At 34.5% G+C, this 17939-nt stretch carries 22 protein-coding genes and 9 pseudogenes; 14 read left to right on the top strand and 17 right to left on the bottom strand.

Going from position 1 to position 17939, the window contains the following annotated elements; genetic code table 11:
- Positions 1 to 485: 485 nt before the first annotated feature.
- Positions 486 to 1628: a SagB/ThcOx family dehydrogenase gene (locus tag MTN95_RS00910; protein WP_095713885.1), complete on the top strand. Its 1143-nt coding sequence runs from the start codon at positions 486 to 488 to the stop codon at positions 1626 to 1628.
- Entirely contained in the window at positions 1603 to 2838 is a 1236-nt protein-coding gene (locus tag MTN95_RS00905; protein WP_095713886.1) for an MFS transporter, read from the top strand. The genes MTN95_RS00910 and MTN95_RS00905 overlap by 26 nt, the downstream gene beginning before the upstream one ends.
- Before the next feature lie 148 nt (positions 2839 to 2986).
- On the opposite strand, the pseudogene MTN95_RS00900 reads toward MTN95_RS00905, so the two are convergent.
- The 9 genes and pseudogenes from MTN95_RS00900 to MTN95_RS00860 form a co-directional block, all read right to left on the bottom strand.
- Positions 2987 to 3091, bottom strand: a pseudogene (locus MTN95_RS00900) (excalibur calcium-binding domain-containing protein); the annotation flags it as partial.
- An 8-nt stretch (positions 3092 to 3099) separates the two neighbouring features.
- Positions 3100 to 3423 carry a hypothetical protein gene (locus MTN95_RS00895; protein ID WP_248336620.1) on the bottom strand — a complete coding sequence of 108 codons (324 nt, stop codon included), beginning with the start codon at positions 3421 to 3423 and terminating at the stop codon, positions 3100 to 3102.
- A pseudogene (locus tag MTN95_RS00890) lies at positions 3392 to 3472 on the bottom strand (hypothetical protein); the annotation flags it as partial. The pseudogene MTN95_RS00890 and the gene MTN95_RS00895, both read right to left, overlap by 32 nt.
- A 176-nt stretch (positions 3473 to 3648) precedes the next feature.
- Positions 3649 to 4944, bottom strand: a pseudogene (locus MTN95_RS00885) (phage tail tape measure protein); the annotation flags it as partial.
- Positions 4945 to 4998: 54 nt separating this feature from the next.
- Positions 4999 to 5625, bottom strand: coding sequence for a hypothetical protein (locus MTN95_RS00880; RefSeq protein ID WP_248336618.1), 627 nt, complete (start codon positions 5623 to 5625; stop codon positions 4999 to 5001).
- 530 nt (positions 5626 to 6155) lie between these two features.
- Positions 6156 to 6623, bottom strand: coding sequence for a hypothetical protein (locus tag MTN95_RS00875; protein WP_232351023.1), 468 nt, complete (start codon positions 6621 to 6623; stop codon positions 6156 to 6158).
- Positions 6624 to 6750: 127 nt separating this feature from the next.
- Positions 6751 to 7756 (bottom strand): annotated as a pseudogene (locus MTN95_RS00870) (tyrosine-type recombinase/integrase).
- Between the two features lie 13 nt (positions 7757 to 7769).
- Positions 7770 to 8057, bottom strand: a pseudogene (locus tag MTN95_RS00865) (hypothetical protein); the annotation flags it as partial.
- A 164-nt stretch (positions 8058 to 8221) separates the two neighbouring features.
- On the bottom strand, positions 8222 to 8494 hold the full coding sequence (locus tag MTN95_RS00860) for a hypothetical protein (RefSeq protein WP_248336616.1): 273 nt from the start codon (positions 8492 to 8494) through the stop codon (positions 8222 to 8224).
- A 133-nt stretch (positions 8495 to 8627) separates the two neighbouring features.
- On the opposite strand from MTN95_RS00860, the gene MTN95_RS00855 reads away from it, so the two are divergent.
- From MTN95_RS00855 to MTN95_RS21620, 7 genes and pseudogenes are all read left to right on the top strand, one after another.
- On the top strand, positions 8628 to 8978 hold the full coding sequence (locus MTN95_RS00855) for a hypothetical protein (RefSeq protein ID WP_248336614.1): 351 nt from the start codon (positions 8628 to 8630) through the stop codon (positions 8976 to 8978).
- Positions 8975 to 9157, top strand: coding sequence for a hypothetical protein (locus MTN95_RS00850; RefSeq protein WP_095713891.1), 183 nt, complete (start codon positions 8975 to 8977; stop codon positions 9155 to 9157). Before MTN95_RS00855 ends, MTN95_RS00850 begins: the two co-directional genes overlap by 4 nt.
- Positions 9157 to 9285, top strand: a complete 129-nt coding sequence (locus tag MTN95_RS21485; RefSeq protein WP_255238339.1) for a hypothetical protein — start codon at positions 9157 to 9159, stop codon at positions 9283 to 9285. The genes MTN95_RS00850 and MTN95_RS21485 overlap by 1 nt, the downstream gene beginning before the upstream one ends.
- A 215-nt stretch (positions 9286 to 9500) precedes the next feature.
- Positions 9501 to 9719 carry a hypothetical protein gene (locus tag MTN95_RS00845; RefSeq protein WP_095713892.1) on the top strand — a complete coding sequence of 73 codons (219 nt, stop codon included), beginning with the start codon at positions 9501 to 9503 and terminating at the stop codon, positions 9717 to 9719.
- A gap of 502 nt (positions 9720 to 10221) precedes the next feature.
- Positions 10222 to 10524, top strand: coding sequence for a hypothetical protein (locus MTN95_RS00840; protein WP_232350975.1), 303 nt, complete (start codon positions 10222 to 10224; stop codon positions 10522 to 10524).
- A gap of 149 nt (positions 10525 to 10673) precedes the next feature.
- Positions 10674 to 11126, top strand: coding sequence for a YoqH family protein (locus tag MTN95_RS00835; protein ID WP_248336612.1), 453 nt, complete (start codon positions 10674 to 10676; stop codon positions 11124 to 11126).
- 52 nt (positions 11127 to 11178) lie between these two features.
- A pseudogene (locus MTN95_RS21620) lies at positions 11179 to 11280 on the top strand (hypothetical protein); the annotation flags it as partial.
- Positions 11281 to 11312: 32 nt separating this feature from the next.
- On the opposite strand, the gene MTN95_RS00830 reads toward MTN95_RS21620, so the two are convergent.
- The gene (locus tag MTN95_RS00830) at positions 11313 to 11543 is read right to left on the bottom strand and encodes a hypothetical protein (protein ID WP_248336610.1); all 231 of its coding nucleotides are present in this window, start codon (positions 11541 to 11543) and stop codon (positions 11313 to 11315) included.
- A gap of 341 nt (positions 11544 to 11884) precedes the next feature.
- A complete protein-coding gene (locus MTN95_RS00825) occupies positions 11885 to 12763 on the bottom strand; it encodes a DMT family transporter (protein WP_024121515.1) in 879 nt (292 codons plus the stop codon).
- A gap of 101 nt (positions 12764 to 12864) precedes the next feature.
- Between MTN95_RS00825 and MTN95_RS00820 the strand changes: the two genes are divergently transcribed.
- Together MTN95_RS00820 and MTN95_RS00815 are read left to right on the top strand one after the other, a co-directional pair.
- The gene (locus MTN95_RS00820) at positions 12865 to 13737 is read left to right on the top strand and encodes a LysR family transcriptional regulator (protein ID WP_248336608.1); all 873 of its coding nucleotides are present in this window, start codon (positions 12865 to 12867) and stop codon (positions 13735 to 13737) included.
- Between the two features lie 205 nt (positions 13738 to 13942).
- Positions 13943 to 14280, top strand: a pseudogene (locus MTN95_RS00815) (SLOG family protein); the annotation flags it as partial.
- 340 nt (positions 14281 to 14620) lie between these two features.
- On the opposite strand, the gene MTN95_RS00810 reads toward MTN95_RS00815, so the two are convergent.
- Positions 14621 to 14902 carry an LCI fold-containing protein gene (locus tag MTN95_RS00810; protein ID WP_248336606.1) on the bottom strand — a complete coding sequence of 94 codons (282 nt, stop codon included), beginning with the start codon at positions 14900 to 14902 and terminating at the stop codon, positions 14621 to 14623.
- 198 nt (positions 14903 to 15100) lie between these two features.
- Here MTN95_RS00810 and MTN95_RS00805 point away from each other — a divergent pair, with 198 nt between their 5' ends.
- Positions 15101 to 15322: a hypothetical protein gene (locus MTN95_RS00805; RefSeq protein ID WP_081638308.1), complete on the top strand. Its 222-nt coding sequence runs from the start codon at positions 15101 to 15103 to the stop codon at positions 15320 to 15322.
- A gap of 39 nt (positions 15323 to 15361) precedes the next feature.
- Here the strand turns inward: MTN95_RS00805 and MTN95_RS00800 are convergent, their stop codons facing one another.
- Positions 15362 to 15622 carry a hypothetical protein gene (locus MTN95_RS00800; protein WP_101861265.1) on the bottom strand — a complete coding sequence of 87 codons (261 nt, stop codon included), beginning with the start codon at positions 15620 to 15622 and terminating at the stop codon, positions 15362 to 15364.
- Between the two features lie 120 nt (positions 15623 to 15742).
- Here MTN95_RS00800 and MTN95_RS21615 point away from each other — a divergent pair.
- Positions 15743 to 16262 (top strand): annotated as a pseudogene (locus MTN95_RS21615) (hypothetical protein).
- 89 nt (positions 16263 to 16351) lie between these two features.
- Here MTN95_RS21615 and MTN95_RS00785 read toward each other — a convergent pair.
- On the bottom strand, positions 16352 to 16495 hold the full coding sequence (locus MTN95_RS00785) for a hypothetical protein (RefSeq protein ID WP_180948931.1): 144 nt from the start codon (positions 16493 to 16495) through the stop codon (positions 16352 to 16354).
- Positions 16496 to 16624: 129 nt separating this feature from the next.
- Between MTN95_RS00785 and MTN95_RS00780 the strand changes: the two genes are divergently transcribed.
- The gene (locus MTN95_RS00780; RefSeq protein ID WP_024121522.1) at positions 16625 to 16840 is read left to right on the top strand and encodes a hypothetical protein; all 216 of its coding nucleotides are present in this window, start codon (positions 16625 to 16627) and stop codon (positions 16838 to 16840) included.
- Here MTN95_RS00780 and MTN95_RS00775 read toward each other — a convergent pair.
- The 3 genes and pseudogenes from MTN95_RS00775 to MTN95_RS00765 all read right to left on the bottom strand — a co-directional run.
- A pseudogene (locus MTN95_RS00775) lies at positions 16829 to 17073 on the bottom strand (contact-dependent growth inhibition system immunity protein); the annotation flags it as partial. The gene MTN95_RS00780 and the pseudogene MTN95_RS00775 overlap by 12 nt on opposite strands.
- Positions 17074 to 17120: 47 nt before the next feature.
- Positions 17121 to 17378 (bottom strand): RNase A-like domain-containing protein, encoded by a 258-nt coding sequence (locus tag MTN95_RS00770; protein ID WP_248336914.1) that lies wholly within the window; start codon positions 17376 to 17378, stop codon positions 17121 to 17123.
- A 122-nt stretch (positions 17379 to 17500) separates the two neighbouring features.
- The gene (locus MTN95_RS00765; RefSeq protein WP_248336600.1) at positions 17501 to 17824 is read right to left on the bottom strand and encodes a hypothetical protein; all 324 of its coding nucleotides are present in this window, start codon (positions 17822 to 17824) and stop codon (positions 17501 to 17503) included.
- Between the last annotated feature and the right edge of the window lie 115 nt (positions 17825 to 17939).

Raw genomic sequence — 17939 nt, 5'->3', positions numbered from 1 at the left:
TTATTTTTTGGGTATTCTAAATCAATAAGGCTGCCGTTTACCTTCCATTTCAATGCGGAAGTATGAACGACAGCCATCTTTATTATTTACGGTGACATTAATTATCCTCCACAGGGTTACTTTTAGATTATTTGGATTTCCTTTCGATGAGGCGCTTTCTTCTGGGACGGATTTTAACTCCAGAAAGTCTTTTTTCAATCTTAAATAACAAAGTAGGTGGATTATTCAGAATATTTATTATTTACATATAGAGGATTTACTGTTATAATATGTATATCTTACATATAGGAGGTGTTATTAATGTCTATTTTTAACCCTTTTGAAAGTGAGTATGAAAATCGTCTTAATGAAGAATATGGAGAAACATCTCCAGCAAACTAAGTTAAAATGGTGGCTGACATATATTATTGTCAGCCACTCATCTTTTATTTCAACTATTTTAGTTTAATAAAAAGTAAATTAAAACCTACCAAGGAGATTTTGACATGTTATTGAAAACTTCAGATAACATTATATGTTTTTGGAAAAATGGACATTTTGTGCTAGATAGTTTTTTAAAACATGAACAAAGAAGTATTGATCCTTCAGTTTATCCTGTACTAGAATTATTCTCAACGTGGAAAGAAGAAAAAGATGTATTTACTCTAATTAGTAAATATCCGAATTTTAGCAAAGAGTACTTAGAAAATGTACTGAAACAATTAGTAAAGTCTAAGTTACTAATTGAAAAAGGATCACCTGAACATGAAGAAGAAGAAAAATTAAAACACTGGGGGACATGGGGTACAGCGTGTAAGTATTTTCATTATAATACGCGATTATTAAATAAAGATAAATATATAGATAAGGATCAACAATATAATCGTTTGCAAATTAAGAAAAAAACGGAGGAACCTCCAGGTTTATACAAAGCCCTTGAAGGTGCAGAACAAATTAAGTTGCCTTTACCATCTTTTGGACAGGATAAGCAGTTTTTGGATACTTTACTTAATCGACAAACTATAAGATCTTTTAGTCAAAAACCAATTCTATTAGATGACCTTTCCACGATGATGTATTTGACGTATGGGGCTCAAAGCTGTAAACGTGATGTTGGAATTGACAAACTTATTTTCAAAACAAGTCCTTCAGGTGGTTGTAGGCATCCAATTGAAGTGTATCCGGTTATTTTAAATGTTGATGGGCTAGAGAATGGTTTATATCATTACTCTGTTGCTAATCATACTCTTGAGGTTATACATAAAGATAATATGATTGATAAAGTTGTTAAGATGGCTGCCGGTCAAGAATTTGTACAAAGGGCATCAGTATTATTTTTCTATACAGCTTGTATCGAACGTTCAATGTGGAAATATCAAAGTCCTAGGACTTACAGGGTTGTAATGATGGATATGGGACACTTAAGCCAGACGTGTTTTTTAGTATCAGGCTGGCTAGGTTTAGGTGCTTTTTTCTCTGGTTACCTTAATGATGAGACTGTAGAGGAAGAGTTGAAAATTGATTCAAATAAAGAGATTGTTCTTGGAGTTTCTGGAATTGGGTACAGATCAGAAGAATCAATAAAACTAGGTCGAGGTTTAAGGTTTGCAAAGGAGATGAAAGATGAATTTCAATGTGGAAATATTTAAAAACCGAAATCTAATAATTATATTAACCAGCCAATTAGTATTCCAACTAGCTTTATGGATTGGTTTAATTGGAAACCTTCAATTTTTACAAAACAATGTACATTCACATCTCTTACAATCTTTGCTGTTAGTTGCGGGTAGTGTTTTTAGTCTGCTTATTGGTCCTTATGCGGGCAACTTAATTGACGGAATATCAAAGAAGAAAATCCTTCTTATTGTTGGCGTATTACGTATGTGCTCTGTTATTTTTATGTTTGTTGCCATATTTACGAATTCAGTTTGGCTGATGCTTCTTTATAGTATTGGGGTAAGCTCTTCTGCAGCATTCTTTGAACCTGCACTTCAAGCAACTATATCTGAAGTTACAGATGAAAAACATTTGGTGTTCGCTAACTCATTAAATCTAAATATTGTAACATTAGCTAGGATCTTCGGCGCTACTTTGGGAGGAATAATATTATCGATTACTTCGTTATTTTCACTTTATCTAATTGCTTTTATTAGCTTTTTATTCGTATTAATAATTACCTTTTTCTTAAAAATTGAAGAGAATCATCTAATAGTCAAAAGAAAGAGAAAAAAAGTTATATTTCGTGAAGTTTTCCCAGTTATCTCTGGTAAATTTGATGTGAAAATGATCTTGTTTCTTTCGTTAACTCCTATTGTTTTTATTGCAGGATTTAACTTGTTCATAGTAGAGATTAGTACGATTCAAAACAATCCGTCTGTAAAAGGACTTTTATATGCTATCGAAGGCATTTCACTTATTTTATCTAGCACACTTGTTAACAAATTAACTCGCAATAGAAATCAAATTAAATTTTTATTATTAGCAAGTTTCTTAATTGGAACCGTATACTTTATATTGTCTTTTTCTAATTTTAGATTGGCACCTTTTATTGCTTTTTGTTTGTTTGGTTTAGCTTATGGATTATTTAGTCCCCTCGCAAATACATTTAATCAGAAAGTTGTTCCTAATGAATTTCATGGTCGTTTTTTTGCATTTAAAGCCATGTTAGAAAGAACTGTCATACAAATCTCAATGGTTTCTATTGGTTTTTTACTAGATGTCTTAGGTTTTAATAAAGTTGTAATTGTGCTAGGATTTATATCAACTGTCTTAGTTTTTATCCTTACTGCCTTTTATTTTGGAAATTTGAAAATGAAAAATAACAAAAAAAATTCTTCAACAACTAATTCTCAGATTTAAAAATAAGTAGTTTAGTAGTCTCTATAGTCCATGATACAATAACTTAAATATAAACTTTGAATTTCCTTAAAAGTCTCCTTTTTAAAAGTGAGGCTTTATTTATTTGACTGTCAATTCATCAGTGAAAAAAGCCCCCAGATAGGGACTTTCAATTAGCGTTCACATGCATCCTGTCCATTTTAGATTGGTATGCAGGGTGAGAGCTAGATACTCCATTCGAATATTTCTTTCTTAACTCAGTAATTATTTGAAAAGCAACATTTATTTCAATGTTTTAGGTAGTTCTGTTTTTTGTTTTAATTCCCAACGTTGTGAACCAATAGGAGCTTTCGCAAAACTATTTATATTAGGATCATCTATTGGAGGACAAAGTGGCACAGGAATAGATGATACAAATCCTATAATTTGAATACCTGGAACCTTAATTGTTGTACCATCAAATTCTGAATGGAATGTTTCAGGGCTCTGACTGGATTCGTAACTACCTGATAATTTAAAACACCCATATCCAATTGAGGCCCCGCCACTTGTTGCTTCCTTAATAATCTCTTTAAATTTTTCTTGTGTTTTCAACAACATATTCATAATCGGATGTAGCTTCTCTGCACCATTTAGTTATTTCAATACATCGCTTTGCGGCAACAAGGGATAGCCCAGGCTAAATCTGATCTTCTCTCCCTTCAAGGAGATATCAGCCATAAGCCCCAACCAAATGATGCACCACCTCGATATGATTCATAATAATCTGTTACCGTCTATTCTCTTTTTACTTAGTATCGGGTCATTGTATAATTCAGCAAAATCCGCCAGTTTAATCACCTCCGTTAATTTTGTTGATAAGCTTCCAAGTTCAGATTCACTAAAGCCCATTCGTCCAAATGAACCAGTGATTTCAAGGATATCCGAAATCTTATTAGATAGTTGATCACCAAGATCAATTGAGGATTGCAGTAGTTCATTAAATTTGTAATCAGGTAAGTCCATGACTCGTCTAATGTCTGTCATTAAAGTATCGATTTGAATGACTTGTTCCACCATTGACTTTAATGCTTGAACCCCTGAATAGAACATCGTCCCACTCAGAAAATATGCGGGCATTCGACTAAATGATTGTGCTAATTGTTCTCCAAAGCCTGAAACATTAGAGGAAGCAGATGATGCATTTGCAGATACTTCTCTGAACTGCATATTTAGATTCTGCATTTGTGTTCTTAAATTAGAAGTTCTTGCCGTAAGTTGGTTAACTGAGTTGAGATAATTCTGAAGGGCAGAGGAGTTAGCGGTACTAAGTGAACTGCCGTAACCAGTATTGATGTTTTGAACATTTATTTGCGCTTGACGTTGATATAATTGAACTTGATACTCAAGTTCTTTTGTTTTTGCTTTAGCGGTAGAGGAATCATCAAGTCGTTTAATACGATTTGCAATTTGATCAATTTGAGCAGATGTTTGTGCACCGTTAATTGATGTCGAAAGGCGAGTAAGTACCTGGGATGAGACTATTCCTTTTGCTCTCAACTTTTCTAGGCTTTGATTTAGCTGTTCAATTGCTTTCCGTAGTTGATCGTAGTTAGTTGTAGTTTTTGAAGAAGTTGCATTAGTTTTAGGATCAGTCGTATAAACAATATCTTCAAAACCGTTACGGTTTTTCTGTACCACCTTTGTGGTTTGGCCTTGTAAATTCTTTTGTTCCGTCTTTTTTTGTACTTGGCCTAATTTTTCAGTAGCTTGAGCGAGTTTGTTAACTTCTTGAGTTTCTTGCCTGAGAGCATCATTGCGATTATTAATTATTTTCGTTTCACGTTGAAGAATCTCACCGTTTTTCTTGTATTGCTGGGTGAGTTTTTCAACTGATCCATCAGCATTCTTAATTACAGTGGACGTTTCTTTTACTGTTTGATTATAGGATTTTAGATTTTTTTGATACGCATCTACAGCAGAAGAGAATTCTTGCAGAGCTTTTAAGGTTGTAGAATCAATATTTGTGTTGAGTTTGAGGGAGTTAAGCTTCTTTTCTAAAGATTTGATTTGCTGATTTAACTGTTCGACAGTTTTTGATGAGGTATCAGCTTGTGGGGTTAATATGATTTTGAGGTTTTGACTCAAGTAAGAATCACTTCCTTTCAGTAGAGGAGGGGGAAAATAAAAAAAGCCACTCAGCTATTGAGCGACTTTACTTCCTTTGCGTATTGCTATTTCCATAATCCCTTGCCAAATTTCAACATTAGATAAAGCTTCCTTAACTTTTTGATCATCTTGTTTAAATCCTTTAGTGTTTTCTAAGCCAGTATCAGTTTTACTTGGTAAGAACTCTATTTTAGTGATGGGGTTAGAAAAATCATCAAGTTTTAACTTAAGATCAATCTTTCTAAAATACTTGGACTCAGTTCTGTCTGAAGATAATCCTCCAACAAGAGCTCCAATACCTCCTGCAGCAAGTCCTCCGATAACGGCTCCTGCCATTTGACTACCTCTAGAAACTCTTGTTATGGATTGATCGTCAACGGCTATCTCAGCTTCGATTATCTTGCTAAATGGGATAGATTTTTCTTCAATCGCCAAAATTTCATTGAAATGATGAATAACAAACTTATTTTCGGATTCAACCAAAGTCAGTTTTTTATTTTTATCTGGGGTTAGATATGACTTACAGTCCTTTGGGTAATTTCCTGCGGAAATTATTTTCTCTAAATTTTGTTTTTCGATTTCCTTTTGTTTATCTGCTCCAAAATCCCCTAATATAAAGATAGCAGCTATTATTAACAAAACAATAATTGCCCATATCATACAACCACCACCGGCATCATTTTCCTACATTATAACACGGTTACCAAAGTAGGGCAGAGGGGCTGTTTTTCTTCTCTAATCTTATTCTCTTGTAACCCTAAATAATAATTCTTTAAAAATATGTTTCCTTCTATCCAAAAAGCCTGTTGTTAATATAGACATGATAAAAATTGCTCCTAAGAGTGCAGCGCCCAATCCATCCCCAAATACATTCTTAAATATCAGGGTATTCCAGAAAATACGATTGTGATTACGGATAAGCTCTTAGCGATATCAAATACATTATTTATTCTTGACATTCGTACAATAGCTGCGGTTAAGTCATTATGGCTTAGGATAATAAGACTTCAATTTTGAAATTTTAAGAGGATGCTTGCTGTCCATTAGGGGAAAACTCTGTTCTTATAAATTTAATCAGCTTTATATTTAATTCATTATTTAACATTTTCAACACCTCTTCTTACTATCGGCAAACATGGTAAAAGAATTGAATACTCTAAGTGGAAATTATTTTCCGTATTAAAATTAAGTTACTTATCTGATTTAAGTTGTTCAAGCAAGTCTTTAAAATAAGCTGCTGTATTTGAGATTTTAATATCCTTCCTGGCAGAGTTATACAATACTTTACAAATTATCATAGCGACAATACCATACAATAAAAAATTTATATAGTTTTCGTCTGAAATTTTTGCAAGGTTTATTTTAAATAAGATTTGTAATACAACAAGAACTGTACCAATAAACACCGCACCAACAGTCCATAATTTAGTGTGATCGAATTTTCTTTGAATTCTAGCCAGTCTGGCTATAGCTGCTGATAAGTCCGTTTTTGATAATGATTTCAGCGTTTCAATTTTCTTTTGGTGAAGTTCATGGTTATATTTTACTTCTTCAGGAAATTCTTTTTTAATAAATTCTATGAGTTCTGAACTTTTTAACTTAATTAAACTCTCTTCTAAATATCTTTTATAATATTCTTCAGTGTTCAAGACATTCACCTCAAGGTGATTATCGGACAAAAATGGAAAATTTTAAAGGGGGAAAAAGGCTTGTAAAATTCAATTTCACTCAAAATCAAAACCCCTCTAGAAAAGGGGTCTTGATTTTGAATAAAAGAGGGGAGTATTAGGAGAATATTTTGTTCTTTTCTTCTTCAAATTCCCTGAGATCATAGTGTGCAATAGTGTTGATACATCTTCGTGGTGAGCAAGATACTTTGAAACGAGTATTAAATCTACTCCACTTTCAAGAAGATAAGTTACACAGGAGGCTTTAAATATATGAGGATTGACTCTTCGTTGGAGAATATCGCTTAAAACATTTGAACAAAAATAATCAGCCCATGATTTTGAAGCTTGTCTAACTTCACCACCGTATTTAGTTGAAAATATGTACTCTGATTCATAGCCTCTCTTCTCAACCCATAATCGCATGTATTTTAATGCCTCAAGATTAATCATATAAGGCTCAACTTTCCCATCATCACCTTGTCCTTTTAGGCGCACGTTATGACTGTATACAAACGTTTTACCATCAGGTATTAGATAATCAATTATTTCGGTTTTGAATTGTATAATTTCACTTCTTCTAGCTCCAACATTAAAAGCTGTTGCAAGCCAGGCCATACCTAAATAATTCTCGTCCTTTTCAATTACATCCATCATATCTTTGTACTCATCAAAAGTAATTTTCACTTTGTCATATACTTTGTTTTTGGGGATAGGAGGGAGCCCACGAGTTAAATTCCTAAAACTACGGTATTCTTTGAAATCCTCGTCATCAGCAATTACATTCTCGATGTAGTTAAACATGGATGAAACACAAGCTTTTTTAAAACTTTGTGCAGAGGAGGAGAGTTTCCGATTATCACGAAGGTAGCTTAAATAGCGAAGAATATCTCTTTTGGTAAGCTTATATAAAGGTTTGTTATTCATTGATGATATACATAATATCCAAACTGTCTTAGTCCAGATTGATATTGTTTCTTTGTTGCAGGACTAAAGTTTTGAACAGTAATGAACTCATCAACAATATTTCTTAATTCATCGTTTACGTGTTGCCACATTTCATCTGTGATTTCAGGAAGTTTTTTAGCCCTATCCCGTAACATGTTTTTCTTAATTTTGACCATTAATTCACCACCATTAGTCTGCTTTAATTCCGTCTGCTTTTAAATCTCTTTTTAATGCCTCTGCTAATCGTCCATCTTTTAGAGTCTCGGCAGTATTCTTCATAACAGGACGAGGTTTACCGTAGCCATAACCATATGAATCAGGGTATGTATAACCCTGTCCGGTTTCAATAACTGTAGCAACATCTTTCCCGTCATCTTCTCTAACATTGTCCAAGGATACCCCGTTACTTTCATTGATGGTTGTAAAAGCGTCTTTAAGCTTTCCTGTACGTTCATAGAGTAGGGGGTTATAGGTGCCACGTTGATATGGAATCACTAAAGGAGGAAGCACGATGAACGAAAATAACCCATGAAGAAGTGATTGAGGATTCAACTAATTGAAGAAGAAATGGTGCTGATCATTGACGGGAGCTTGTTGTGAAAATAAAAAAGAGGGAAGATTCCCTCTTTAAAAGTCAGCACTCATACAGGTGTTGAGTACCAACAACGTTCAAATGCACCATACCAAATACCTGAGTAAGATTCCGCACCTTTTAAGTACCAATTATAGGTGCTGTCGTTATAAATAGCCGGTATTGCATTTCTAGAAGAGTATGGGCCAAATATTTCTGAAATACAATGCTTCCATGTTTCATTAGGGCTAGCAGCTTCTGCTTGAGCAGTAAAAAAAGCAGATGAAGAAACTAACAAAGCGAGTGATAGAACTGAACTTGCAATTACTTTTTTAATTTGCATGATTGACGCTCCTTTTCGTTTGAGATAATAGTCTTATAAGTTTAATAATACTATATATTCAAATATAATCCATGTAAAAATTTATTTAACTTATATGGGGATTAGTAGCGGAAGAAGATAAGGAGGGCGCGGAGTGATGGAGAAAAAAGATAACAACGAATTGAAATTCCGAATGATTACGCCGGATGGAAAATCATTTCCGGTTAATTCTGCACTTATTGAAAATTGGGATAATGCTATTTGGAAAGCATTTGATGAACAGAAACAGGTTTTCGATGCAGAGATTAAAAAGGCATTTGAACACTGTAACGTACCACTGGAGGAAACGATTAAACGGGCAGAATTAGTCATAGATAAGGACGACAACACTGTTCTGACAATAGACAAACTACCGGTTTTAATCTCATATAAACCTGAATTTTTATATTCGGAAGGAAAAGCAGTACAGAGATTCAAACGACTTTATGAGGAGGATGCAGAGTGAGTAAGTTAAATGGATTGATTACAGATAAATACGGTGATGCATTGAATAGAAATGGTTTTTGTAGAACCACTGAAGCGAATTCACACTCTAGGATGATTACGGCAGATTTCACATTAAACAGAAGTCAACTACCGTTTTTAAAAGATATTGTAAAAGACTTAGAGGAGGGTGCGGAGTGATGGCATATGATAAAGAAGTGATTGAGATCAGATACAAAACAGTTGTGATTTGCGATAAATGCAGAAAAGAGAAGGTTTTGGGTATAGGAAAACCTTTAACATGGGAAGACCACATGAATGGCGCTTAGCATCACGGTTACACATTCACAGAGAAAGGAAACGGATTTGAAAATCTATGCCCTAAATGTCAGAAGGAGGGCGGGGCTGATTTGAGGTTACAGTTAAGATAAAAGATGCATTTTATTTAGTTGTACTAGGATAGGTAGGCTCCTAAATGACTTGTTAAAATATGGTTAGTTAAGTAAAATTATGTATATGTTTAATTTTTAGAGGAGGGCTTTTGATGAGTGAGAAAAGGTTAAAAGTTGAGAATTTGGTAAGAGAGGAACTTAAAAAAACTTTTGGAGAAAGATATAGTGAAGTACATATTGAAGGGATTGTTATGCAAATTTCCAATGGCATTGAATCAGAATATAATTTAAATTCATTAGATAGGAATGGGGAAGTTTTGCTTACCGAAATTAGATCACGGATAGAAAAATATAAAAATATGGTTAATTAACTAAACTACGTGGAGGGTAAAGTTAATTGGAATCTATATGGGTTATTATTTCAGAGAGTGGTATTGTCAGAAGGAAATATGGTTGGTATGAAACAAAAGAAGAATGCGAGAATAAATGCCGAGAATTAAGTAAAGAAAAATCAGCATGTTTCCTCCCATTTGAACTCAAAAGAGCATAAAGAAAGGAATGAAAAAATGAGCAAGGAAGTTAAACATGTAGAAATCCCATTAAGAATTTGGATATCTGACAATGAAAATGAGAAAAGAATTGAACTAGGATGTCTAAATGAGTTTAGATCCTCATTAACTCAAAAGCAACATAAATGCCTATATAATCACCTTAGAAGAATACTTCAAGAAAACAATAAGATTTAAAGAGTATAATTCTTGCAGTCGATTATATGTTGATCGATTGCAAAATTTTTAAAGATAAAAATAAAATATATAAATTTAGAATAAATCGAGATAAAAGTGAAATTTTAATTAGAACAGGAGAGAAATCATGAGTATTACAAAATTAGAGCAAAAGCTACTTGAAAGAAAGGCAGAAGAATTTAACAAAGAAGTTGACAAAGGTGTAGAAATTATTATTAATGCCATCCAGACACTTTTTGATGTAGGCAGTAAAACAAGTCCGACTCGTGAAATGGTTGGATTCAAAGATAACCATGTTTCGGATATTCAGAAGTACTTGAAGCAAAAGCTTGATGTGAGAACAGTATACCGAGCAGGTGAGCTAACCACTGTAAAAAATGCTTCGAGAGGCCACAGAGCTACCGGCTATATTTGCAGAGGCGCTACTTGAGCAAGCTACTACTGAATTCTTTGCAAAGTTGAAAGATGTGGAAGATGTATTAGACGGTATTTAATTAAAATTGAAGTTTTAATCAAATACATATGAATAATCAATCCAGAAATAAGGAAAATTAACTAAAAAATTGTGAGGAACATTCAATGAAACGATTTATTTTAGTTTTATCCTTATTGAGTATTATTGTTGCCTATCCCATTCAAACAAACGCCAGTCCAATGCCTTGCAGTGTAATACTGGAACCGGTAGATAAAAATTTAAAAAATGCTAAAGGTGTAGCATTAATCTATAAGGTGCAATTGAACCCACCGAGTGCTGCCAGAACCAATATAAGCATTCTTGCTGTCCATCTTCCTGCTCCTTCTTCTTTTGGAACTTACGACAGTTACGAAGGATTTGCTACTAAACCTGGTGAGATTAGTTGGCGGTTTAAACTTTATCCTACTCCTGAGGAAGAGAGCCCTAGTTGGGCGGGAAGATTTGACTTAATTACAGCCGAAATGAAGAATGTTAAAGTTCAAGTACGTCTTTCTAATTCTAGAACTCAACAGTTGGGGCCAAGTGTATTAACGAATAATATTCAATCTTGTGATTAGAAGTTATTTGACGGCACAACAGTGAAAATAAATTTGGATTGGGTTGAAGTGGATGATTAAATCGATTATTTTGCCTGAAGAGAATACAAAAATAACTGTCGGAAAACCAATAAGCGAAGAATCGATAATGAGCATTGTCGCTGCGGTAATGTATTGGTTATGGGACTCCACATTCCTTTGTTTAACTTAAATCACGTGTTTTACAACGTTCACAACAAGTATAAAGGCCGCTGATCCGAACAACAAATACCCTGACCTTGTTTGTTTATTTGAAAGTGATTCCACTCCCACTAAAACAAAGAGAAGTGCAACTAATACTTGGAGAGAAATCAAGAGGAATTCACTTTGACTATATAGAGAATACACACATAGTATCAAAGCTGCACATGAAATAAAAATTTTTGAAGCTTTAAGCAAAGAACCACTCCTAATGAAGTTTTTATTAAACCTTAACACGTTATATATTATTGGAGAGGCAAAGGGATCAAGATAACGAAGTATTTTAAACAAATTTAAAACAAAAAGAGCATTAAATTACATGCTCTTTTTTTCAATTTCCCCGCATCAGATCCGACCGTCTCATTTGCTCAAGCCGGGTTCCTGATTGAAGCTGTATGAAATAGTTTCAAATTATTTTTTGGATTGATGTATTTGTCGTTTTCGGTTTTATAAAAACGCTGTATAGAAATCTTTCATTTTCTCTAAAGGCTTTGGAAATTGTTATTACTAAATACCACTCCCGAGAAATGTATATACATTCACACTTTCTGTCGTGAAAATTTAAATGTATTCATAAAGATGCCGCAGCATATCAGCAGTGCGCCGATGATGATGTTTATGGTGATCTGTTCGTGCAATTGCAGCCATCCAAAGAATAGAGCCAATACGGGAACGAACATTAGTGCCATGGATGCTTTTGACGCTTCGATTTGATTGAGTACCCAAAACCATACGACAAATGTAAAGCCGGTGGAAAGCAAACCATTAAACACCAATGACCATATCGCCTGATATGTCCACTCGGCTGAATGCACCGGTTCCAATATAAAGGAGAAAACCAATAACATGACGGCTCCCATCAGAAGATGCCAGGCATTCATATGAATGATATCGATATGCTTGAATTGAAGCTTGCTAAACACATTTGCGATTCCCCAGCTAAGCGCTGCCGCAAGGACGCATAGTTCTCCAAATAAAGCGCTTTGATTGACATGCAGCATTTCTTTTCCAAATATAAATAAAAGTCCGAAGAAGCCGCTTATCAGCCCGATCGTTTTATACACATTCATTTTTTCGTTTAATGTAAAATGGCTGATCACCGTAACAAATATAGGCATCGTATACACCAAAACAGAGGTTTTTCCTGAATCAACAAATTGCATTCCATACGTTAAGATCCCCATATAACCCAGACCCATTAGCAGGCTCATGATGATATAGCTTTTGACATGTGCTTTTCCTATTGAAAGTTTCTTTCTTTGAATGAAGAGAATGAGAAATAAAGGAACCGCCCCGATGAACAGGCGCAAAGCCGAAAACAAAAGCGGGGGGAGGTCATGAATTCCAACTTTCATCGCTACCCAAGTATAGCCCCAAATAAGTGTGACAGATATGATTCCCAGCATGACTTTTACCATTATAAAGCCGCCTTTCTTGTTTATATATTCGTGCTGGTTTCTATCATATGTTACATTTATATATAACTGAAATACATTTTTATTATTGGGGGTATAACCAAATGGTTATGAACATGAACCACCTTCACATATTTGTAAAAGTCGGGGAGAAATTGAATATTACCGAAGCGGCAAAAGAATTGTTCATCTCTCAGCCAGCGGTTAGCAAAGCGATTAAAAATCTGGAAAGCTCGCTGCAGCTGAAATTATTGATCAGAGATAAACATCATGGTTTAATGCTGACTGATGTCGGAAAGGAAATTTTGCTGCTGGCGAGGCAAATGAAGGGGATTGAAAGCAAAATATATCAAGTAGCCAACCGGGAAAACAAGCTGTTAAGCGGGAAGGTGAAAATCGGTTCATTTCCTGCTGTTTCAACAAATATCATGCCGCAGGCGATTGCGGCATTCAGATCAAACTACCCGCTGATCCGCATAGAATTGGTCGAAGGGACCTCTGATCAAATCAAAGGATGGGTCGAGGATCGAACGGTTGATATTGGGGTCGCAGCATCTCCATTTGAACCGTTTGACCATCAACCATTGTGCAAAGACTATATGGTGGCTGTCATCCCACCGCAATATGACGAATTAAAACAGGAAAAGCATGTTGACCTCAAAACATATCAAGATGACCTTATTTTTTGCAAAGGTGGTCATGAAATTGCGATGTCAAACACGTTTCAGCGGCACCACATTGAATTAAAGGAAAACTTAACTGTGCAAAATGCCGAAACCTTGATCAATATGGTCAAAAACAACTTGGGCATAGGCATTATTTCAAACTTTACACTGTCATCTGTCCCGCATCAATTGATCAAAAAAGACATCTTTCCGCGGATCACCCGTGATATTGGCGTTATCGCGCATTCTTTTGATGAAATAACGCCGGCGGCGCAAGAGTTTATCAAGGTGTTGAAAGCAGATGTGATTTAAATCCGTACACAAAAAAACATAAGGCGGTCAATCATAAGAAAAAAGCAACAATTCGAACGTTGCTTTTCCCATCACCTTATTGAAACTTTGTGCCCATGGATAAATATGATTATGATTGGAAAAGCCTTTTTTAAAATCAAAAAGCTGTTAAGCTGGGTTAATTATAATCCAGCTTTAAAATTGACATAAGAAGGATGAGTCTATGCCAAACATTATTTTCAAAGAACAAGATAAAGTATGGTCTGCAGATCAAAAAATGTGGTATAAACGTATGCTTGATGTAGCAGATGAGATTATTAATATTGAAGAATTAGATAAATATAAAGTTAGTGGAGATGAACCAGGAGAGTTTTCACCAGCTAAGATGCAAAAACGAAATGAATACATGATTGATCACAGTGAAGCAATAGTAGCTGTTTATGATGGAACTAAAAGTGGCACAAGGACTGCTTAAATTATGCCCAAAGAGCTCTTTTAGGGCATCAACTATGGAGGCTTCATCCCGATTATAGCTTTGAATTGGATATATCTTATACATCTTAATAACCCAGCGGGAGGTAATAAAGCATTGAATCCTTTTAACTACAGATCTGAACAGAGAGGATGCAAGAATACTATGGGGGTTATTGTAATCAAGTGAGAAACCTTGGTTTAGTACCTATCCCATTTCACAGGTTTCAGGACTTTTTAAGAGAAAGCTACTATTCAACAAGAACAAAGAAGGAAAGAATGAGATTTCTAATTAAGATCACAGAATCACAATAAAAGGATTATTTTATCTAGAGAGGACTGGACAAAATAATCAATAATAATACTCTATCGTAAGTTCATATTTGAATAACATTGAATTTAAAAAGGGAGCTAGAAGCCCCCAATTGCGATCTTATATTCGTACACCTTCATAGTGCCCAATCCAATATCCATCTGAAACTTTCGTAATACCTTTTAAATACCAGCGATATCCGCCGTCTTCAAATGAGTTGGCAAAAATACCTGTACTGCTAGGTAAATCCCAAGTGATAGATTGAGCTTTAAAATCATCACTTGCAACATTAGCTATTCCCTGATCCGGGCTTGGGCTTGTACTTGCAGCGAATGCTGGAGATGCTGAAACAAGTAAACCTACAGATAATGCAATACCTGTTAATGCTTTTTTGTAACTCATGTAAATCCCCCATTCTTATAATTTTTTCTTTCAATTACATTATATGGTTTTGACGGATAGGGAAATAGCGAAATTACTCCCATATATATGGAAATTGTGTGTCGGTTAATGTCGTGATAGATGAGAAGGCAAATGGAGAGATGGATTATAGGATGGAATCATAAAAAATATAGAATATAAATAAAATAAGTGGAGGTTATATTAGTGATAAAGAGGAATCTTCTTAGAAACCACGTTGATGAGATTATCGGAGAATATTACGCTGCTAAAGGACATTCAGTTCAGAGTATTGATCGCCAAGAAAATGGTCAACTAATTGTTGTTACGCAGCGAGCAGCTAAAGAACAGAAACAAGAAAAAGTCGATATTGCATTTGATTTTGTACATAGAAGACAGCATAAAAAGAAATGCCTTTCTTAAAACAAGAAAAAAGGAGCTAAAAAGCCCCTACCTTTAAATTTAAACAACTTTTGTATAAATAGCCGTATAAAACTGAATTGAGTAATCGAAATAATATCTTGTAAGAGTATAAGTATATCCGTTGTATTCAATAGAAGGCTTGAAGTTTGGTATTGGGCTAAGCTGATATATGGTGTCATAATCATATTCATCACTTTTTACTACCACTTCAGACGAAGAACTTGTTGCCAAGGCAGGAACAGCGGATATTAGCATGCCAAATGTTAAAGCAGAACTCAATAAAATTTTTCGAGGGTTCAATTATATCAACTCCATTAACATTTTATACATTAATTATGAGGTAAATGGAAGTTGCTTCGGAAGTGAATAATGGATCATAAATAGTTAAAATCGTGATTTTAAACAGATAGGAGGAAACGAATGAATCAAGATATTCAGTTTTTAAAGAGCTTAAAAATTAGTTGAAAACACAAGACAACGATTGTCAAGCTTCACCGCGGTATTGGACAGTCGGTGATTATGAATGGGCTGAAGCTCGGGAGGAAAACGCAGAACGCTATTCTGTATACCTGCCATATATTGCAGAATCATATGTTTTAGATGATTATCTAGAAGAAATAAAAGATGATAGTGAGCTGTCTTAGGAAGCCCTTATAGAGTTGCAAGAAATTGAGGATGACTATGACGATGTCATTGAGTGGATTCAAAAATACATTGATGAAGGAGCAGAACTAATTCCAGAAAGAAAGGTTCACATTATACAACCAGATACAATGTTTTTGACAAAAGCAGAAGCAAAGAGCCACTCAAATTGAATAAGCATCATTATACTTCAGAAGCTCATACGTACGCGATGACATCTTGGAGAGCGCCAAAAGTTGAAAGGTTGCTTAAAATTCTCGAAACGTTTGATTGGAGTTCAATAACGATATCTAAATAAAAGATAGTTTTTAACCAGATAACTCAAGGGTACGCTACCCGCAAAAGATTTAGATTTTACAGGTAGCGAGTAAATTACAGATAGCGTCTTTATAGCCTGAAACGCCGTTTATCTTGAAAGTGATCGGGGTACTTCTTTTTTGGATTAAATGCAAGAAAAATTACAACAGCAATAAAACTATCCAAGCTCTTTTCAAACAACCAATTAAAGAATAAATCAAGTAAATAATTCATAACTATCTCCTCCATTAATTAAAATAAATTTGACATTCAACTTAGTAAGCAACAAAGGTATTTACAATTAACCTATTGGAAATTAAGGTGAAAATTTAAACGGGAAATTAAAAAAAGGGGGAAATTTAAATGACGAAAAGCAATCAAAATGTTCACGTACTGGCTGACGAAACACTTGGCGGCATCAAGCGCGAATATGTAGAGGTCAAAAGAAAGGCAAAAATTGGTGAGAAGGTAATTATCGTAGACGCTGATGTTCAAGACGAGGAACCGTATGATAACGGAGATATTTTCAAAGTAGAAAAAAAGTACGGGCTTTCTGAAACGGCTAGGAATAGGTGGTAATCCAATTGTCGGGAAAAATATTTCTGCATTACACTTTATAATGTCTTCCTTTTCTTCTTTAGTTTGATCGCTATTTAGAAACTCTTCACAATACTTTACTGTAAATAGCAAACCTTCTTTACTAATTTCCTCAATAAATTCGTCTAATGCGTGTTCAGGGGATCGATATCTTGATGAAATGTTGCACCTGAAAAATTTTCTAATTCGTCTAAGAAATCATAACTTTCATCCATGATACTTCCTCTCTTTCTATTTGGTTGGATATCCTGTAAGAATAAAGTTACCGTTGATATCTTTTTTGAGTATAATTTTTGCGTTTGTAACGTTCTCTACTAGTTCTGAATTTCTTGATACACTTCTGCCGATTATTTCTCCATCGCCCTTGTAGCTTAACATTAGTTTTAAGATCATCAATCCAATTTTCGATTTTCTTTATATTTTTTGGATCGTTTAAAACTGAATTAGCAATTCTCTCAGCGGTAGCCCTATCTTTAAAAGTAGATGAAGCTGTAATATGTGGGTTAGAATCAGTTCTCAGTCTTTCTATTAATTCTTCGTCGGTCCTTCCAACGTGTCTTTCAATAAAATAAACGAAAAAGCAATACTTGAATCTTTATTGAGTGGCAAAAGACCCTCTCTATGAGAGGGTCTTTTAACTAATTAAGGTGCTGTTCCGCAATCAACTTTGTATTCGTCCTCTGTTACTTTCTTTGAATAACAGAGATAAGGAGTTTGACCAGTTTCACTTTTCCAAGCATTAAATAACATCAAAGAATAAAGACTCCCTGATGATTTGTCACCTTCCCTTTTTTGAAGGATTGTGAAATAGCTTTGATATGGGTATCCCATTTTATAGATTTCGTGTCTTATGGCTCCTTTTTCTGAAGAAGTATTGAAAAAAACTGGTGAAAGGGGAGGCATTAAAATTAATATGATTAATACTGTGGCTAAAATAGATAGCAATATTTTGGTCCTTTTTTTCATTTTTTCCTCCTATGTCTTTTTTTGTATTTGATTTCATGTTATATTATTACATGTATTTTATGCCATATTTCCGTTGGTGTAAATGATCAAAGTTTCCTATATTCTGAAAACATGG

This window comes from Bacillus sp. 2CMS4F, from assembly GCF_023161785.1.
In the GTDB taxonomy this organism is placed as follows: Bacteria; Bacillota; Bacilli; order Bacillales; family Bacillaceae; genus Bacillus; species Bacillus halotolerans.
The sequence above is the reverse complement of the archived record's forward strand: the minus strand, read 5'-3'. Positions and strand labels throughout refer to the sequence as shown.

Coding starts and splice junctions, on each gene's coding strand:
- MTN95_RS00910 (WP_095713885.1), top strand. CDS start 486: ATGTTATTGAAAACTTCAGATAACATTATATGTTTTTGGAAAAATGGA.
- MTN95_RS00905 (WP_095713886.1), top strand. CDS start 1,603: ATGAATTTCAATGTGGAAATATTTAAAAACCGAAATCTAATAATTATA.
- MTN95_RS00895 (WP_248336620.1), bottom strand. CDS start 3,423: ATGAATATGTTGTTGAAAACACAAGAAAAATTTAAAGAGATTATTAAG.
- MTN95_RS00880 (WP_248336618.1), bottom strand. CDS start 5,625: ATGATATGGGCAATTATTGTTTTGTTAATAATAGCTGCTATCTTTATA.
- MTN95_RS00860 (WP_248336616.1), bottom strand. CDS start 8,494: ATGCAAATTAAAAAAGTAATTGCAAGTTCAGTTCTATCACTCGCTTTG.
- MTN95_RS21485 (WP_255238339.1), top strand. CDS start 9,157: ATGGCATATGATAAAGAAGTGATTGAGATCAGATACAAAACAGTTGTG.
- MTN95_RS00845 (WP_095713892.1), top strand. CDS start 9,501: ATGAGTGAGAAAAGGTTAAAAGTTGAGAATTTGGTAAGAGAGGAACTT.
- MTN95_RS00840 (WP_232350975.1), top strand. CDS start 10,222: ATGAGTATTACAAAATTAGAGCAAAAGCTACTTGAAAGAAAGGCAGAA.
- MTN95_RS00835 (WP_248336612.1), top strand. CDS start 10,674: ATGAAACGATTTATTTTAGTTTTATCCTTATTGAGTATTATTGTTGCC.
- MTN95_RS00825 (WP_024121515.1), bottom strand. CDS start 12,763: ATGGTAAAAGTCATGCTGGGAATCATATCTGTCACACTTATTTGGGGC.
- MTN95_RS00820 (WP_248336608.1), top strand. CDS start 12,865: ATGGTTATGAACATGAACCACCTTCACATATTTGTAAAAGTCGGGGAG.
- MTN95_RS00810 (WP_248336606.1), bottom strand. CDS start 14,902: ATGAGTTACAAAAAAGCATTAACAGGTATTGCATTATCTGTAGGTTTA.
- MTN95_RS00785 (WP_180948931.1), bottom strand. CDS start 16,495: ATGAATTATTTACTTGATTTATTCTTTAATTGGTTGTTTGAAAAGAGC.
- MTN95_RS00780 (WP_024121522.1), top strand. CDS start 16,625: ATGACGAAAAGCAATCAAAATGTTCACGTACTGGCTGACGAAACACTT.
- MTN95_RS00765 (WP_248336600.1), bottom strand. CDS start 17,824: ATGAAAAAAAGGACCAAAATATTGCTATCTATTTTAGCCACAGTATTA.